Annotated in this window: 14 protein-coding genes; 8 read left to right on the forward strand and 6 right to left on the reverse strand. The window is 75.1% G+C overall.

Translation table 11 applies throughout. From position 1 onward, the window contains the following. The 3 genes from HUW36_RS12730 to HUW36_RS12740 all read right to left on the reverse strand — a co-directional run. Nucleotides 1-831 (reverse strand): cytochrome c biogenesis CcdA family protein (locus tag HUW36_RS12730; protein WP_174528348.1); only part of this gene is annotated, 831 nt, incomplete at its 3' end. A 1-nt stretch (nucleotide 832) separates the two neighbouring features. Further along, nucleotides 833-1,411 carry a TlpA family protein disulfide reductase gene (locus tag HUW36_RS12735; protein ID WP_174528349.1) on the reverse strand — a complete coding sequence of 193 codons (579 nt, stop codon included), beginning with the start codon at nucleotides 1,409-1,411 and terminating at the stop codon, nucleotides 833-835. A 58-nt stretch (nucleotides 1,412-1,469) separates the two neighbouring features. Continuing rightward, nucleotides 1,470-1,730 (reverse strand): Prokaryotic metallothionein, encoded by a 261-nt coding sequence (locus tag HUW36_RS12740; protein ID WP_174528350.1) that lies wholly within the window; start codon nucleotides 1,728-1,730, stop codon nucleotides 1,470-1,472. Nucleotides 1,731-1,883: 153 nt separating this feature from the next. On the opposite strand from HUW36_RS12740, the gene HUW36_RS12745 reads away from it, so the two are divergent. Then, the gene (locus tag HUW36_RS12745; RefSeq protein ID WP_091579420.1) at nucleotides 1,884-2,159 is read left to right on the forward strand and encodes an isoamylase early set domain-containing protein; all 276 of its coding nucleotides are present in this window, start codon (nucleotides 1,884-1,886) and stop codon (nucleotides 2,157-2,159) included. Nucleotides 2,160-2,165: 6 nt separating this feature from the next. On the opposite strand, the gene msrB is transcribed toward HUW36_RS12745, so the two are convergent. Continuing rightward, a complete protein-coding gene (gene msrB / locus HUW36_RS12750) occupies nucleotides 2,166-2,576 on the reverse strand; it encodes a peptide-methionine (R)-S-oxide reductase MsrB (protein WP_091579416.1) in 411 nt (136 codons plus the stop codon). A gap of 47 nt (nucleotides 2,577-2,623) precedes the next feature. Here msrB and ligD point away from each other — a divergent pair, with 47 nt between their 5' ends. The 6 genes from ligD to HUW36_RS12780 all read left to right on the forward strand — a co-directional run bounded on the left by ligD (nucleotide 2,624) and on the right by HUW36_RS12780 (nucleotide 12,615). Next, on the forward strand, nucleotides 2,624-3,649 hold the full coding sequence (ligD, locus tag HUW36_RS12755; protein ID WP_174528351.1) for a non-homologous end-joining DNA ligase: 1,026 nt from the start codon (nucleotides 2,624-2,626) through the stop codon (nucleotides 3,647-3,649). A gap of 43 nt (nucleotides 3,650-3,692) precedes the next feature. Continuing rightward, nucleotides 3,693-4,451, forward strand: coding sequence for a hypothetical protein (locus HUW36_RS12760; RefSeq protein WP_174528352.1), 759 nt, complete (start codon nucleotides 3,693-3,695; stop codon nucleotides 4,449-4,451). Between the two features lie 542 nt (nucleotides 4,452-4,993). Further along, the gene (locus HUW36_RS12765; protein WP_174528353.1) at nucleotides 4,994-8,155 is read left to right on the forward strand and encodes an ABC transporter permease; all 3,162 of its coding nucleotides are present in this window, start codon (nucleotides 4,994-4,996) and stop codon (nucleotides 8,153-8,155) included. A 40-nt stretch (nucleotides 8,156-8,195) separates the two neighbouring features. Further along, nucleotides 8,196-10,910: an FtsX-like permease family protein gene (locus tag HUW36_RS12770; protein WP_174528354.1), complete on the forward strand. Its 2,715-nt coding sequence runs from the start codon at nucleotides 8,196-8,198 to the stop codon at nucleotides 10,908-10,910. Further along, entirely contained in the window at nucleotides 10,910-11,902 is a 993-nt protein-coding gene (locus HUW36_RS12775; protein ID WP_174528355.1) for an ABC transporter ATP-binding protein, read from the forward strand. The genes HUW36_RS12770 and HUW36_RS12775 overlap by 1 nt, the downstream gene beginning before the upstream one ends. Next, complete coding sequence (locus tag HUW36_RS12780; protein ID WP_174528356.1) at nucleotides 11,902-12,615, forward strand: ABC transporter ATP-binding protein; 714 nt, start codon at nucleotides 11,902-11,904, stop codon at nucleotides 12,613-12,615. The genes HUW36_RS12775 and HUW36_RS12780 overlap by 1 nt, the downstream gene beginning before the upstream one ends. Nucleotides 12,616-12,626: 11 nt before the next feature. Here HUW36_RS12780 and HUW36_RS12785 read toward each other — a convergent pair whose 3' ends face one another. Then, entirely contained in the window at nucleotides 12,627-13,079 is a 453-nt protein-coding gene (locus HUW36_RS12785; RefSeq protein ID WP_174528357.1) for a GNAT family N-acetyltransferase, read from the reverse strand. Nucleotides 13,080-13,151: 72 nt separating this feature from the next. Here HUW36_RS12785 and HUW36_RS12790 point away from each other — a divergent pair, with 72 nt between their 5' ends. Then, entirely contained in the window at nucleotides 13,152-13,628 is a 477-nt protein-coding gene (locus HUW36_RS12790; RefSeq protein ID WP_174528358.1) for a potassium channel family protein, read from the forward strand. A gap of 4 nt (nucleotides 13,629-13,632) precedes the next feature. Here HUW36_RS12790 and HUW36_RS12795 read toward each other — a convergent pair. Further along, nucleotides 13,633-14,054: PucR family transcriptional regulator (locus tag HUW36_RS12795; protein WP_174528359.1), on the reverse strand; the 422-nt coding region annotated here is incomplete at its 5' end.

Raw genomic sequence — 14,054 nt, forward strand, 5'->3', positions numbered from 1 at the left:
CGTGCCGACCACGCCCACCGCCACCAGGCCGACGACCACGGCGGCCACCCCCCACGGTCCGAGGCGGGCCAACCCGTCGCTCACCCAACCCTGCACCCGGCCGGCCGCGGCGATCACCGGGTCGTCCGCGCCGCCACCGGCGAACAGGCGCACCTCGTACCAGCCGTACCAGGCCACGTAGCCGCCGGTGAGCACGAGAAGCACGCCGGCGAGCCGGCCGAGCAGCGGCGCGGCGCGGCGGGTGCGTCGGACCAGCGACTCCCGGGCCAGCGCCACGGCGAGCGCGGCGGCGCCGACCGCCAGCCCCATGCCCAGGGCGTACGCCACGAAGAGGCCGATGCCGGCGAGCGGGCTGCCGGCCCGGAAACCGGCGACCACCACGGCCAGGAACGGGCCGATCGTGCACCCGAGCGACGCGACCGCGTACGCCGCGCCGAAGAGGGCCATCGAGCCGAACCGGGCCCGTACCGCAGGACCGGCCGCCGGACGTGGGGTGAACGCCGGCAACTGCCGGCCCGTGACCAGCCAGCCGCCGGCCGCCACCAGCGCCACCCCGATCAGCACCGACACCCAGGGCAGACGACGCGCCACCGCGTCCGCGGCCGGGCCGGCGAGCAGGCCGAACGTGCCGAAGACCGCGACGAAGCCGACGGTCATCGCGGCGGTCAGGGCCAGCGCCCGGCCCACCGGCGCGAGCGGCCCCCGGTCGGCCGCCGGGCCCTCGCCCGACACCAGCACCGACAGGTACGCGGGCAGCAGCGCGAAGCCGCACGGGTTCACCGCGGCGAGCAGGCCGGCGGCCAGGGCCAGGCCGTAGGGGGCGTCGGGCATGTCAGGTAAGCCCGGCGACGCGACGGCGCAGCTCCGCCTGGGACAGCGCGCCGGAGTGGGTCACCCGGCCGGCGGAGTCCAGCAGCACGTACCACTCCTGGCTGCGGACACCGAACCGGCGCCACACCTCGCCCTCGTCGTCGGCCAGGTTGGGGAACTCCGCGATGCCGGTGTCGCCGGCGAACCGCCGCATCGCCTCGTCGCCGCTGCCCAGCCCGGCCACCCCGATGAGGTTGACCCGGTCGGCGTGGTCCCGTCGCAGCGCGGCCACGTCCCCGGCGACGCCCCGGCAGCGGCCGCACCAGGCCGCCCAGAACCACAGCACGGCCGGCTTCCCGGCGAGGGTGCTGCCGGCTAAGGGCTTCCCGTCGATCGTGCGTACCGTGAAGTCCAGCACCGCGGGGACCGGCGCGGCGGCGGAGCCGGCGGGCGCGGCGGTCGTCCCGGCGGGTGTCGTGGGTGCCGACGTCGGGGTGGCCGGGGTCGACTCGGCGGCCGGGCGGTCGGCCCCGGCGCAGCCGGCGAGGGCGAGGACGGCGGTCAGTGTCAGTGGCAGCAGCGACGATCCGGTGGCGGGCATGGCCGGATGCTAACCAGGCCCGACCGGCGGCAACCCTTACTGCTCACTTACGGCCGCTCTAGGCGGGGCGGGCGCCGACCGCGTCGCGGATCTCGGCGCCCTGCTCGCCCTCGACCGCCCGGGCGCAGTGGGCGCAGCAGAAGAAGCGGCCGGAGACCTCGACGCCGTGCCCGACGATCTTGATCTGGCAGTGCTCGCACACCGGGGCCATCTTGTGCACCGCGCACTCGAAGCAGTCGAACGTGTGCCGGGACCCGTCGACCGTGCGCACCTCGAACGCCATCCAGTAGTCGTTGCCGCAAACCTCACAGGCAGCCATGCGAAACCCCCCGAAAACGGACCTGTCACCCCAGGGTCGCGTGATCGACACGTCGGGGCAACCGGAACCGGCGAACCTGATCCGGTCCGACGGCGAGTCGCTTCCGGCGTGTCGTGCGTTGACCGTGGTGACCGCTGCACATCCGGAGGATCCGTGATCAAGCGCAACAAGCTCTTCGGCAACCAGACCCGGGTGACCTTCTCCCTGCCCAGGGACGCCCCCGCCGGCACGGTCAGCGTGGTCGGCTGCTTCAACGGGTGGGAGCCGGGCCGGCACGAGCTGGTGCCGCGCCGCGACGGCACCCGGACCGTGACCGTCCGGCTCGGCCCGGGTGAGTACCGCTTCCGCTATCTCGCCACCGGTGGCGTGTGGCTGGACGACGAGGCCGCCGACCAGGTCGACGAGGCCGGCGGCCTGCTGCGGCTCTGAGGGCGGTCAGCCGCCGGTCGGCTCCAGCCGCACCGAGATCGAGTTGACGCAGTGCCGGGTGTCCTTCGGGGTGAAGCCCTCACCCTCGAAGACGTGCCCCAGGTGACTGTCGCACCGGGCGCAGCGGATCTCCGTGCGCCGCATGCCGAGCGTGTTGTCGGGGATCTCCTTGACCGCACCCGGGATGGCGTCGTCGAAGCTCGGCCAACCGCAGTGCGAGTCGAACTTGTCCTGGCTGCGGAACAGCTCCAGCCCGCAGGCCCGGCAGTGGTAGACGCCGGGGGTCTTGGTGTCGACGTACTCGCCGGTCCAGGGCGCCTCGGTGCCGGCCTCCCGGAGCACCCGGAACTCCTCCGGGCTCAGGCGCACGCGCCACTCGTCCTCGGTACGGGGCAGTTCGTTGTCGGAAAGACTCACCCCCCAACGGTACGTCGGCTGTCGGTGGCATCGCATATGGTCGCGGGATGGCGGGCAGGAGTGCGGTCGAGGAGATCGAGGTCGCCGGGCACACCGTGCGGCTCAGCAGCCCCGACCGGGTGATCTTTCCCCAGCGCGGCTTCACCAAGGCGGACGTCTTCCACTACTACCTGGCGGTGGGCGACGGGATCAGTCGCGCCCTGCGGGACCGGCCCACCACGCTCCAGCGCTTCCCCGAGGGCATCGAGGGGGAGATGTTCTTCCAGAAGCGCGTGCCGACCCGCGGCGTACCGCCGTGGATCCGCACCGCGCAGATCGCGTTCCCCAGCGGCCGCACGGCCGACGAGCTGTGCCCGGCCGACCTGGCGCACGTCGCGTGGGCGGCGCAGATGGGCACCGTCGTGTTCCACCCGTGGCCGGTGCGCGCCGCCGACACCGACCGGCCGGACGAGCTGCGGATCGATCTCGACCCGCAGCCCGGCACCGACTTCGCCGACGCGGTGACCGCCGCCGGGGAACTGCGCGGGCTGCTCGACGAGCTGGGGGTGCCCGGCTGGCCGAAGACCTCCGGTGGCCGGGGCGTGCACGTCTACCTGCGCATCCAGCCGCGCTGGACGTTCGTCGAGGTGCGCCGGGCCACCATCGCGCTGGCTCGCGAGCTGGAACGGCGCCGGCCCGAGCTGGTCACCACCGCCTGGTGGAAGGAGGAGCGGGGCCGGCGGGTCTTCGTCGACTTCAACCAGATGGCACGGGACCGCACCATCGCCTGCGCGTACTCGCTGCGGGCCAACGGGCGCGCCACCGTCTCCACCCCGGTCGAGTGGGACGAGCTGCCCGAGGTCGACCCGGACGACTTCCACCTGGGCACCGTGCCGGCCCGGTTCGCCGAGCGGGGCGACCCGCACGCCGGCATCGACGACGCGCCGTGGGACATCACGCCGCTGCTGGAGTGGGCCGAGCGCGACGCGGCCGATGGCCTCGGCGACCTGCCCTACCCCCCGGAATACCCCAAGATGCCCGGCGAGCCGAAGCGGGTCCAACCCTCCAAGGACCGCGACCGCCCTCGCCCCTGACCTGCCCGGGCCCACGGGCCCCCGCCGCACCCGAGGAGCCCCGATGAGGCTGTGGCCGCCCCGTCGATCACCCGCGCGACCGGGCCGGCGGCGCCGCTGGCCGTGGGTGATGGCCGGAGTGGTCGCCCTGGTGCTGGTCGCGGGCGCGGTGCTGGTCCGGGCCTACCCCTCGGTCGCCGCGACCACCTGCCCCCGGTGCTACGGCATGGTGCCGGTGCGGGACGACCTCTACATCGAACCCGGTCGGTCGGACGCCGACCGGCAGCGGCTCGTCGACGTGTACGACGCCGCGACCCGGCGGGTCGACGACTTCTACCGGGGGCGCCGGAGCGACCCGACGGTGCTCGCCTGCTTCACCCCCGGTTGCTACGAGCGGATCGGTGGTGGTGGCGAGCGGGGGATCGCCATCCTCGACCAGGCGCTGATGCTCTCGCCCCGTGGCATCGACCCGGTGATCGCCGCGCACGAACTCTCACACGTCGAGTTCCACACGCGGCTCGGCTCCCACGCCGACGACGTCCCGCAGTGGTTCGACGAGGGGCTCGCCGTCCTGGTCTCCGACGACAGTCGGTACCTGTTGCCGCCCACCGAGTCGGACCGCTGCCGGGACACCTCGCCCGGGCCGCTGCCGGACACGCTGGACGCCTGGCTGCGTGCCGCGAGCGCGGACGAGCAGGTGTACGCCCGGGCCGCCTGCCGGGTCCACCGGTGGGTCGACGGGCACGGGGGTCGGCGGGCCGTGTTGGACCTGATCGACCGGGTCCGCGCCGGGGACGACGTCGGCACGCTCCTCGCCGACTGACCGGGCCCGGGGGTGCCGGTCCGCCTGACGCACCCCGCGCAGGCCGACATGGGACGCGACCTCCGTCCGCAGCTCGGCACGTCGGCAGGCGCCCACCCGTGGGCAGAGATCCAGCGCCGGCAGCGCATCCGTCCGGCGCGTCGCCCGGGCCAGGTCGACGGCGCAGCGGGCGGCCGACGCGCAGGGTATCCCGGCGATCTCCACCACCTCGCCGACCGGCAGGACGCCCTGGTGCACCGTCACGCCCCTGTGGACAACCCCGCGCTGCCCCCGGCCCCGCCCTCCCGCGGTCCCGGCCTCCCCGCCCCCGGCCACCCCGTCGATCTTGGACTCGTGGCACCTGCCAAACAGGTGTGGAAGGGGCATCCAAGGCGCCACAACTCCACGATCGGCGAGCGAGCGGGCGGGCCGGGGAGCGCGGGGAGGGTGGGAGGGGGCGACGGCAGGGGGTGGGATAACGATCATGTAACGGGCGCGAACCTTTTGCCGTCCTTCGCCGCTCTTCCCAGTCATCGGCCCGTCGGGGCCACGGGAGGGGTCGGATGAGACTGGTATGGAGGCGGGCCAGGGCGGCGCGGGGGCTGCTGCTCGCCGCGATCGCCGCGGCACTTGTCGCGATCGCCCTGGTTGCCGGTCTCACCGAGTACAACCGCAGGGCGGTCGAGGCCGGCCAGCAGGCCATGCTCAACGGTGCTCCGTTGGAGGAGCGCAGCCTGCTGCTGACCGGCCCCGCCGGACGCGACGCCGCGGAGACGGCGGAGCGTGACCGCAAGGTCCGCGACGGCTTCGCCGACGGGTTCGCCGGCGCCCGGGTCGACGTGTACGGGGCCCGGTACGGCTCGGGCAGGCAACTGACCGGTGATCTCGGGTCGCGACCCCGCAACGACGACCTCGTCTTCGCCAACCTGGCGACCCTCGACGACCTCGCGGCGCACGCCGAGCTGACCGCCGGGGCGTGGCCGGCGGCGGGCGCCCGCCCACTCCAGGTCACGCTGCCCGAGAAGGTCGCCGGCGCGCTCGGCATGGCCGTCGGTGAGCGGGTGCCGATGCTCGACCGGAGCACCGACCGGGCGAGCGAGGTGGTGCTCGTCGGCACCTGGCGACCCCGCGACGCCGCGGAGGCCTACTGGCAGTTGGCGCCCGGTGTGGGAGCGGGCAGTGCCGCGGCCTCGGACACCTCGTACGGGCCGTTCGTGCTCGACCCGGCCGACTTCACCAGGACCTTTCCGAGCCTGGTGTCCGCGTGGTGGGTGGTGCGCCCGGACCTCGCCAGTGTGGCCGGCCAGGGCCGGTTGCTGGACGTCCGGGACGCGCTCCCGGCAACCGTCGCCGGGGTGCCGGCGGCGGCCGGGCTCGGTGACTCCGCCCAGGTCGTCACCGCCATGGACCGGTTGCTCGGGCGGGCGGCCGGCGCCGACCTGGTGGGCCGGTCCTCGCTGGCCACGCCGGTCCTGCTGATCGTGGTGCTCGGCGGGTACGCGTTGATCCTGGTGGCCGCGCTCCTGCACGCGGACCGGCGCAACCAGACCGCCCTGCTCCGGGCCCGGGGCGCCGCACGACGACAGCTGGCCGGCTTCGCGGCCCGGGAGGCGACCCTCGTGGTGCTGCCGGCGGCCGTGGTCGGTCCGGTGGTCGCCGACGCCGCCCTGAGCCGGGTCGGTGTGTCGTCCGCCGGCGGCGACCTCACGGCGCTCTGGTTGGCGGCCGCGCTGACCGCCGCCGGATGTCTGCTCGCGATGGTCGCCCCGACGCTGCGCAGCGCCGGCACCTACGTCGCCGACATGGCGGCCCGGTCGCGGCCCACCCGGTCGGCCGCGGTGCAGCGGGCCAGTCTGGACCTGGCGCTGGTGGCGTTCGCGGTGCTCGCCTGGACCCAGTTGCGGCAGTACTCCTCGCCGGTCTCGGGCGCGGCCGGGCGACTGGGCGTGGACCCGCTGCTGGTCGCCGCGCCGACGCTCGGTGTGCTGGCCGGCGCCGTGGTGGCGCTGCGGGTGCTGCCGCCCACCACCCGCTTCGCCGAACGGTTCGTCGACCGCAGGCTGTGGACCGCGACCATCCTGGGCATGTGGCAGGCGGGCCGCCGCCCGCACGCCGGTCCGGTGCTGCTGCTCGCCCTCGCGGTCGGCGGCAGCACGCTGGCCTGGTCGCTGGTGGCCACCGGCGAGCGTTCCCAGGTCGACCAGGCCGACCACGTGGTCGGCGCCGACGTGCGGCTGGTCGAGCGCGACGGGGTCGCTCCGCCCGGTCGTGCGGCGGAGGTCGCGGCGTTCCCGGGCGTCCGGGCGGTCCTTCCCGCGTGGCGGGACGAGATCCGGGTCGGCCGGGCCGACCTGCCGGTCACGGTGGTCAGCCTCGACGCGGCGGGCGCCGCCGGCGTGGTGCGGCTGGACGACCGTCTGACCTCGGAGCCGGTGCCGGCGTTGTTCGACCGGATGGTCCGCGCACGCGGCCCGGCCGCGGGAGTCGTGTTGCCCGACGGTACCCGGTCGATCACCGGCACTTTCCGCACCGCCGTGCGCGACGCGGTCTCCCCGCAGCGCGTGCAGGTGTGGCTGCTCCTGACGCGCGCGGACGGACTCGCCCTGCGGCTGCCACTGGGCACCGGCGACGAGTCGGGTCGACGGGTGCCGTTCCGCGTCTCGCTGCCCGACGCCGGTGAGCTGCGGCTCGCCGGCTTCGAGGCGGACGGCGGTGAGGTCGCCGGGACCGCGTACCGACTCGGGGTGGACGACCTGCGCGTGGTCGACGCCGCCGGCACGGCCCGGCCGCTGTCGCTGGGGACGGACTGGAAGGCGATCGGGGAGGCGGCCGGACCGAAGACCACGATCGACGCCACGGCCTCCGGCCTCACCGTCGAGAACGACGTCGTGCTGGTGGCCGGCGGCCAGTTCGCGTACCAGAACGATGCGCGCTTCGCCGTGGTGCCGGCGGGTGAGGCTCCTCCGGTCCCCGCGCTGATGACCCCCGGGGTACGCCAGGCGCTCAACCTGCGGGCGGGGGAGACGGTCACCCTCTCGCTGTCGGGGGTGTCGCTGCCGGTGACCGTGGCCGGCGAGGTGGACGCCGTGCCGTCGGCCACCGGCGAGGGCGTGCTGCTGGACATGCCGGCCGCGACCGACTGGTTGATCCGTGGCAGCGGCGTCGTACGGCCGGTGCAGGAGTGGTGGCTGGGCGCCGACGAGGGCACGCGGCAGGCCGCCGGCGAACTGGCCGACGTGACCGTGCTCGATCGCCGGCAGACGGCGGAACGGGCCGCGGCCGACCCGTACTGGCAGGGTGCCCGCACGGGTCTGCTCGTGGCGGCGACGGGCGCGGTGCTGCTGGCGCTGGTCGGACTGCTCGTGGACGTGTGGGCCACCGCCCGCCGCCGGCTGGGCGAGTTCGCCGTCCTGCACACGCTCGGCGCCACTCCCCGCCTGCTGGCCCGGGCGCTGTTGGCCGAGCAGACCTTCCTGGCGGGAATCGGGGTCGGCGTCGGGCTGCTGCTCGGGGCCGTCGTCGGCGTGACCATGGCCCCGCTGGTCATCCTCACCCCGTCGGCCAGCAGGCCGGTGCCCGAGGCGGCATTCGTCCTGCCGTGGCTGCCGGTCGGGCTGACCGCGGCGGGCCTCCTGCTTGCGGCGCTGGCCTTCAGCGCGTTCATCGCCTTCGGCATCCGACAGCGGGTGGCGGCGGCACAGCTGCGGATCGGGGGAGACCAGTGACCGGGTGGAGCAGGGCGGCCCACGGCGTGGAGGAGGCACGATGAGCATCGGCGCGGTCGCCCGCCGGGTCCGGGCGTACGGCGGACAGTTCGTGCTGCTCGCCGCGCTCGCGGCGGTCACGCTGGCGCTGATCGCCGGCGTGCCACGGTTGGTGAACGGGCGCACCGAGGCGGGCCTGCAGAGCTTCCTGCGCAGCCAGCCGGCGAACGTCCGCGACGTGACGTACGCGACCGACACGCTCTTCAACGCCGGCAACGGCACGTCCCTGATGGAGGCGTTCGCGGCCGACCTGCCGCGGTTGCAGGACGAGATGCCGCCGTCCGTGCGGGCGCTCGTCGACAAGCGCTGGTTCACCGCGGAGACCGAGTCGGGCCGGCTGACCGGGCCGGACCTCGCCGCGCGGAACCTGCTCGTCGATCTGGGCCTGCGGAGCATGCCGGGCGTCGCCGAGGCGGGCCGGCTGACCGGCGGGCGCTGGCCGGACCCGGCGGCGACCGCCGAGGACCCGGTGGAGATCGCGCTGGCCGCCGAGGTGGCCGGCAAGCTGAACCTGCGGGTCGGCAGCAGGTTCACCCTGGCCGGGCCCCAGTCGGCGACGCCCGAGGGCGCCCCGGATCCGGTCCGGGCCGTGGTGGTGGGCGTCTACCAGCCACGCGACCGCACCGACGGGTTCTGGGACGGGCTGCCCCAGGTCCTTCGCGTCATCGAGCCGACCGGCGACGCGGAGCCGTTCGTCGCGCTCGGCGTGGTCGACCCGGCGACGCTGGACCGACTCTCCGCCGACGGGTGGGGTCTGCGGTTCACCTGGCGCTACCGGATGGGCGCGAGCGGGATCCACGCCGTGGACACGGAGCAGCTCATCGCCGACCTCGACCGGATGAGTCGGCAGGCTCAGGGCCGGGCGTTCTCCCGGGGGCTCGACATCCCGCTGCGGCAGTTCCAGGACCAGGTGTCGGCCGTCCGTACGGTGCTCGCGGTGTCCGCCACCGGCGCGCTGGGCGCGCTCGCCGGCCTGGTGATCCTGGCGGCCGGGCTGACCGTGCGCCGCCGGCGTACCGAGTTCACCCTGCTGCGGGCCCGCGGCGGCACCGCCCTGGTGGGAGCCGGGCGCAGCCTGTCCGAGTCGCTGCTGGTGCTGCTGCCGGCAGCGGTCGCCGGGTTCGCGCTCGGGAGCCTCGCGCCCGGCCCGGCGGCCGGGTCGGTGCCGGCCGCCGCGGTGGCCGCCACCCTCCTGATGGTCCTGGCGCTGCCGCTGGCGACCCTCGCCCTGCCGACCGGCGTCACCGAGCGGCGGGACCTGGCGACCATGCGTCCGTCGGCCCGTCGGATCACCATGGAGGCCGGGCTGGTGCTGCTCGCCGTGATCGGGGTGCTGCTGCTGCGCCGGCGGGGCCTGGTGCCCGGGGTGGTGGACCCGCTGCTGGTGTCGGTTCCGGTGCTGCTCGCGGTCGCCGCGGCGGTGCTGGCGATCCGGCTGTACCCGTGGCCGCTGCGGCTGCTCGGGCGGCTCGCCGCCCGTACCCGGGGCAGCGTCGCCTTCCTCGGCTCCGCGCGTGCCGCCCGCGCGGTGGTCACCACGCCGCTGGTGGTCGTGGTGCTGGCGGTCGCCAGCGCCGCGTTCTGCGGTGTGGTCGCCGCCGGGGTGGAGGCGAGCCGGGACCGGGTGGCCGCCCGACAGGTGCCGGCCGACGGGCTGATCCGGGGTGAACGGCTCGCCCCGGACACCGGTGCGGAGCTGGCGCGGCTGCCGGGCGTACGGCGGGCCTCGCCGTTCCTCGAGGAGGCGGGCCAGCGGCTGGCCATCGACGAGCGCGGCACCGACCTGCGGGTCGGTGAGGTGAGCGTGCTGCTGGTGAACGGGCCGGAGCTGGCCGCGATGGTCCGGGACGCCGACGTCCCGGTCGGGGTGCCGGACGCGCTGCTCGCCGGTGGCGACGCCGGACCGCTGCCGGCGGTGGTGTCGCCGGCGGTGGCGGCGGATCTGGCCGCCGCCGGCCGGGACGGCTCCGCCTTCGTCGGGGTGCAGGGGCAGCGGTACGAGTTCCGGGTGGCCGGCAAGGCGGACGGCTTCCCGCTGCTGCGCGCCGACACGACCCGGTTCGTGGTCCTGCCCTGGCAGCAGTTGCCCCGGCGGACGACCGTCGCGACGCCCACCGGATTCCTGGTGTCCGGTGACCGGCTCGACGTGTCGGAGCTGCGCCGGGTCGGCAACGAGGGCCAGCGCCGCTTCGCGAAGGGCGGGACGGTCGTCGGACGCGAGCAACCGCTGGAGGTCGAGGTGCGCACCTTCGCCCAGGCCCGTCGGCAGGTCGGCGAGGGCGGGGTGAACGCCGTCCTCGGTTTCGGCTTCACCGCGGGCGCGATCATCGGTACGGCGCTGGGCCTGCTCGCCGTCGCGTTCGTGGTGCTCGCCGGCGCCCGCGCCCGTGGGCAGGTGCTGTCCCAGCTGCGCACCCTGGGCCTGTCCCGGGGCCAGTCGAGGGGTCTGCTGCTGGTGGAGCTCGGCCCGTTGGTCGGCGTGGCGGTGCTGACCGGCGCGGTGGTCGGAGCGCTGCTGCCGCTCCTGCTCAATCCCGTGCTGGGCCTGTCCGCCTTCACCGGTGGCGCACCCGTCGAGGTGGCGTTCGAACCGCGCCTGGTCGTCGGAGTCGTCGTGCTCGGGGCGGTCGCCCTCGGCTTCGCGATCGTCGTCGAGGCCCTGAACAACCGCCGGACGCGCCTCGGTGAGGTGCTCCGGCTCGGAGAGGAGAGCTGATGACCACTACCGCGAACACGGCGGCGGTGCCGGACCTCGCCGCGCTCCAGCGGCAGGCCGCCCGCCGGGCGGCCGAGCGGGCCGGCGGAGAGGACCGGCTGCGCGGGCACATCGTCTGCGACGGTCTGGTCCGGATCTTCAAGACCGAGGGCGTCGAGGTCGTCGCCCTCCAGGGGCTCGACCTGGTCATCGACCGGGGCGAACTGGTCGCGATCGTCGGCGCCTCCGGCTCCGGCAAGTCCACCCTGCTGAACATCCTGTCCGGGCTGGACACGCCGACCGCCGGCATCGCCCGGGTCGCCGACTACGACCTGCTCGCCCTGTCGAACAGCAAGCGCCTGGCGTACCGGCGGGAAATGGTCGGCTTCATCTGGCAGCAGACCGGCCGCAACCTGCTGCCGTACCTGTCCGCGGTGGAGAACGTGGAGCTGCCGATGAAGCTGGCCGGGCGGCACGGCGGCCGGCGGGAGCGGCGGGAACGGGCGCTCCGGCTGCTCGACCTGGTCGGGGTCGGCTACTGCGCGGACCGCCGACCGGGCCAGATGAGCGGCGGCGAGCAGCAGCGGTGCGCGGTGGCCGTGGCGGTGGCCAACGACCCGGAGATCCTCTTCGCCGACGAGCCGACCGGTGAGCTGGACGAGGCCACCGGGGCCGAGGTGTTCACCGCGCTGCGCACCATCAACGCCGAGCTGGGGGTGACCATCGTGGTGGTCACCCACGACCACGCCGTGGCCGGCCAGGTCCGTCGCACCGTCGCCATCCGCGACGGCCGGACCGCCTCCGAGGTACGCCGGACCGCGCGGGCCACCGCCGACGGCGGCACCGAGCTGGTCAGCGAGGAGTACGCGGTGCTCGACCGGACCGGCCGGATGCAGCTGCCGGCGCCCTTCGTGGAGGCGCTGTCGCTGCGGGACCGGGTCCGGCTCAACCTGGAGCCCGACCACGTCGAGGTGCGGCCCGGCGACCGGGCGCACGACGAGGAGAGTGAGTGATGACCGAGCAGGCCGTGGCGCCGCCGGCGACGACCGTCGAGGACGTGGTGCGGGTCGAGGGGGTGAGCCGCACGTTCGGCAGGGGCGAGCACGCGGTGCACGCCGTGCGGGACGTGTCGTTCACCGCCCGCCGCGGCGAGCTGGTCGCGGTCCGGGGCCGCTCCGGTGCCGGCAAGACCACGCTGCTGAACCTGATCGGCGGCCTGGACCGGCCGGACGCCGGGCGGATCGAGGTGGCCGGGCACGACGTCACCGCCGCCGGGGAGAAGGAGCTGCTGGCGCTGCGGCGGGGCACCGTCGGCTTCGTCTTCCAGACGTTCGGCCTGGTGCCGATCCTGTCCGCGGCCGAGAACGTGGGGGTGCCGCTACGGCTGGCCAAGGTGCCGGCGGCCGAGCGCGAGCAGCGGGTGGCGGTGCTGCTGGAGCTGGTCGGGCTGGGCGGGCAAGCGGCGCAGCGCCCGTACGAGCTGTCCGGCGGGCAGCAGCAGCGCGTGGCGGTGGCCCGGGCGCTGGCCAACGAGCCGGACCTGCTCATCGCCGACGAGCCGACCGGCCAGCTCGACTCCGAGACCGGCCGGTCGATCATGGACCTGCTCCGGGCCGTGGTGCACGCCCGGGGCATGACCGCGTTGGTCGCCACGCACGACCCGGCGCTGATCGAGATGGCCGACCGCACCCTCACGCTGCGCGACGGCCGTCTGGCGACCGACTGACCCGGCCGGCGTCAGAGCGCCAGCTTCATGCCCTCGTGGCTGGCCTCGAAGCCGAGGTCGCGGTAGAACCGGTGCGCGTCGGCACGCTGCTTGTCGGTGGTGAGCTGCACCAACCCGCAGCCGCGGGCCCGGGCCTGGTCGATCGCCCAGCGCATCATGGCCCGGCCCAGCCCACGGCCGCGCAGGTCGGAACGGACCCGCACGGACTCGATCAGGCACCGTTCCACGCCGTGCCGGCCCAGCCCGGGAATGTAGGTGAGCTGAAAGCATCCGACCAGGTCCCCGCCCGCGTCGGCCACGACCAGGTGGTTGCGCGGGTCGGCGTCGAGGTCGGCGAAGGCCCGCTCGTAGGCGGCGTCCACCTCGGGCAGGTCACGGTGGCGGCCCAGCACGTCGTCGGCGAGCAGGGCCAGCACGGCGGGCAGGTCGTCCCGGGTGGCCTCCCGGAAGATCACATCGGTCACCCGGGCAGCCTGACACAGCGACACCGGACGATGGGGTCGGCGGCCCTTGCCGGTACCGGGCAGCATGACGCCATGGACCTTCTGCTGCCGTTCCGCTGGATCTACCGGGGCCTGGTCTGGTTCGCCAACTCGCCGCGCACGCTGATCACGTCGTACCTGCTGATGATCGTGGTGGCGGGCGTGCTCTACAGCCACTTCGAGCACAAGAGCGCTCCGGACTCGGTGTGGTGGGCGGTGGTGACCGCGTCCACCGTCGGCTACGGCGACATCTCCCCGACCACGTTCGGCGGTCGGCTCCTGGCCGCGCTGCTCATCTCCACCATGGTGCTGCTGGTGATCCCGCTGATCACCGCGCACTTCGCCAGCCGGCTGATCGTCGACGACGACGCGTTCGAGCACGCCGAGCAGGAGGAGTTGAAGGCCGACGTGCGGCGGCTGCGGGTCCTGGTCGAGGAGATGGCCGCCCGGCAGGGCATCGTGCCGCCCGAGCCGGTCCGTCCCGTGCCCGAGGTCGCGCCGAGCGACCGGCGCCGGCGCCGGCGAGGGTGACCGCTCAGCACCCGTCCAGCCAGCTGCGCAGCGCCCACCACCAGTGGACCGTCTGCGGCACCGTGCACCGCGCCCCCTCCTCGGCGGGAGGGCCACCGGTCACCTCCCGGAGCCGGCGCAACCGGTAGCGCACCGTGTTCGGGTGCACGTGCAGCGCGGAGGCGGTCTGGTCCAGCCGCTGGCCGTGGTCCAGCCAGGCGAGCGCGGTCGTGGCCAGTTCCCGGTGGAACTCGTCGGCCGGGTCGAGCGGGCCGAGCAGCGTGGCCCGCAGCAGCTCGGCCAGGGCCGGCTGGGCGGCCAGGGCGGTCTCCCCGGCCAGGTCGGTCACCCGGCGCAGCCCTCGGAGCCGCCGGTGCGTGGCGGTGCGCAGCGCCGCCTGGCAGAGCGCGTACATCGCCGGGGCGCGGTCCAGCGGCTGCGCCGGCG

The sequence above is a fragment of the Micromonospora maritima genome, assembly GCF_902825405.1.
GTDB classification, from domain to species: domain Bacteria; phylum Actinomycetota; class Actinomycetes; order Mycobacteriales; family Micromonosporaceae; genus Micromonospora; species Micromonospora maritima.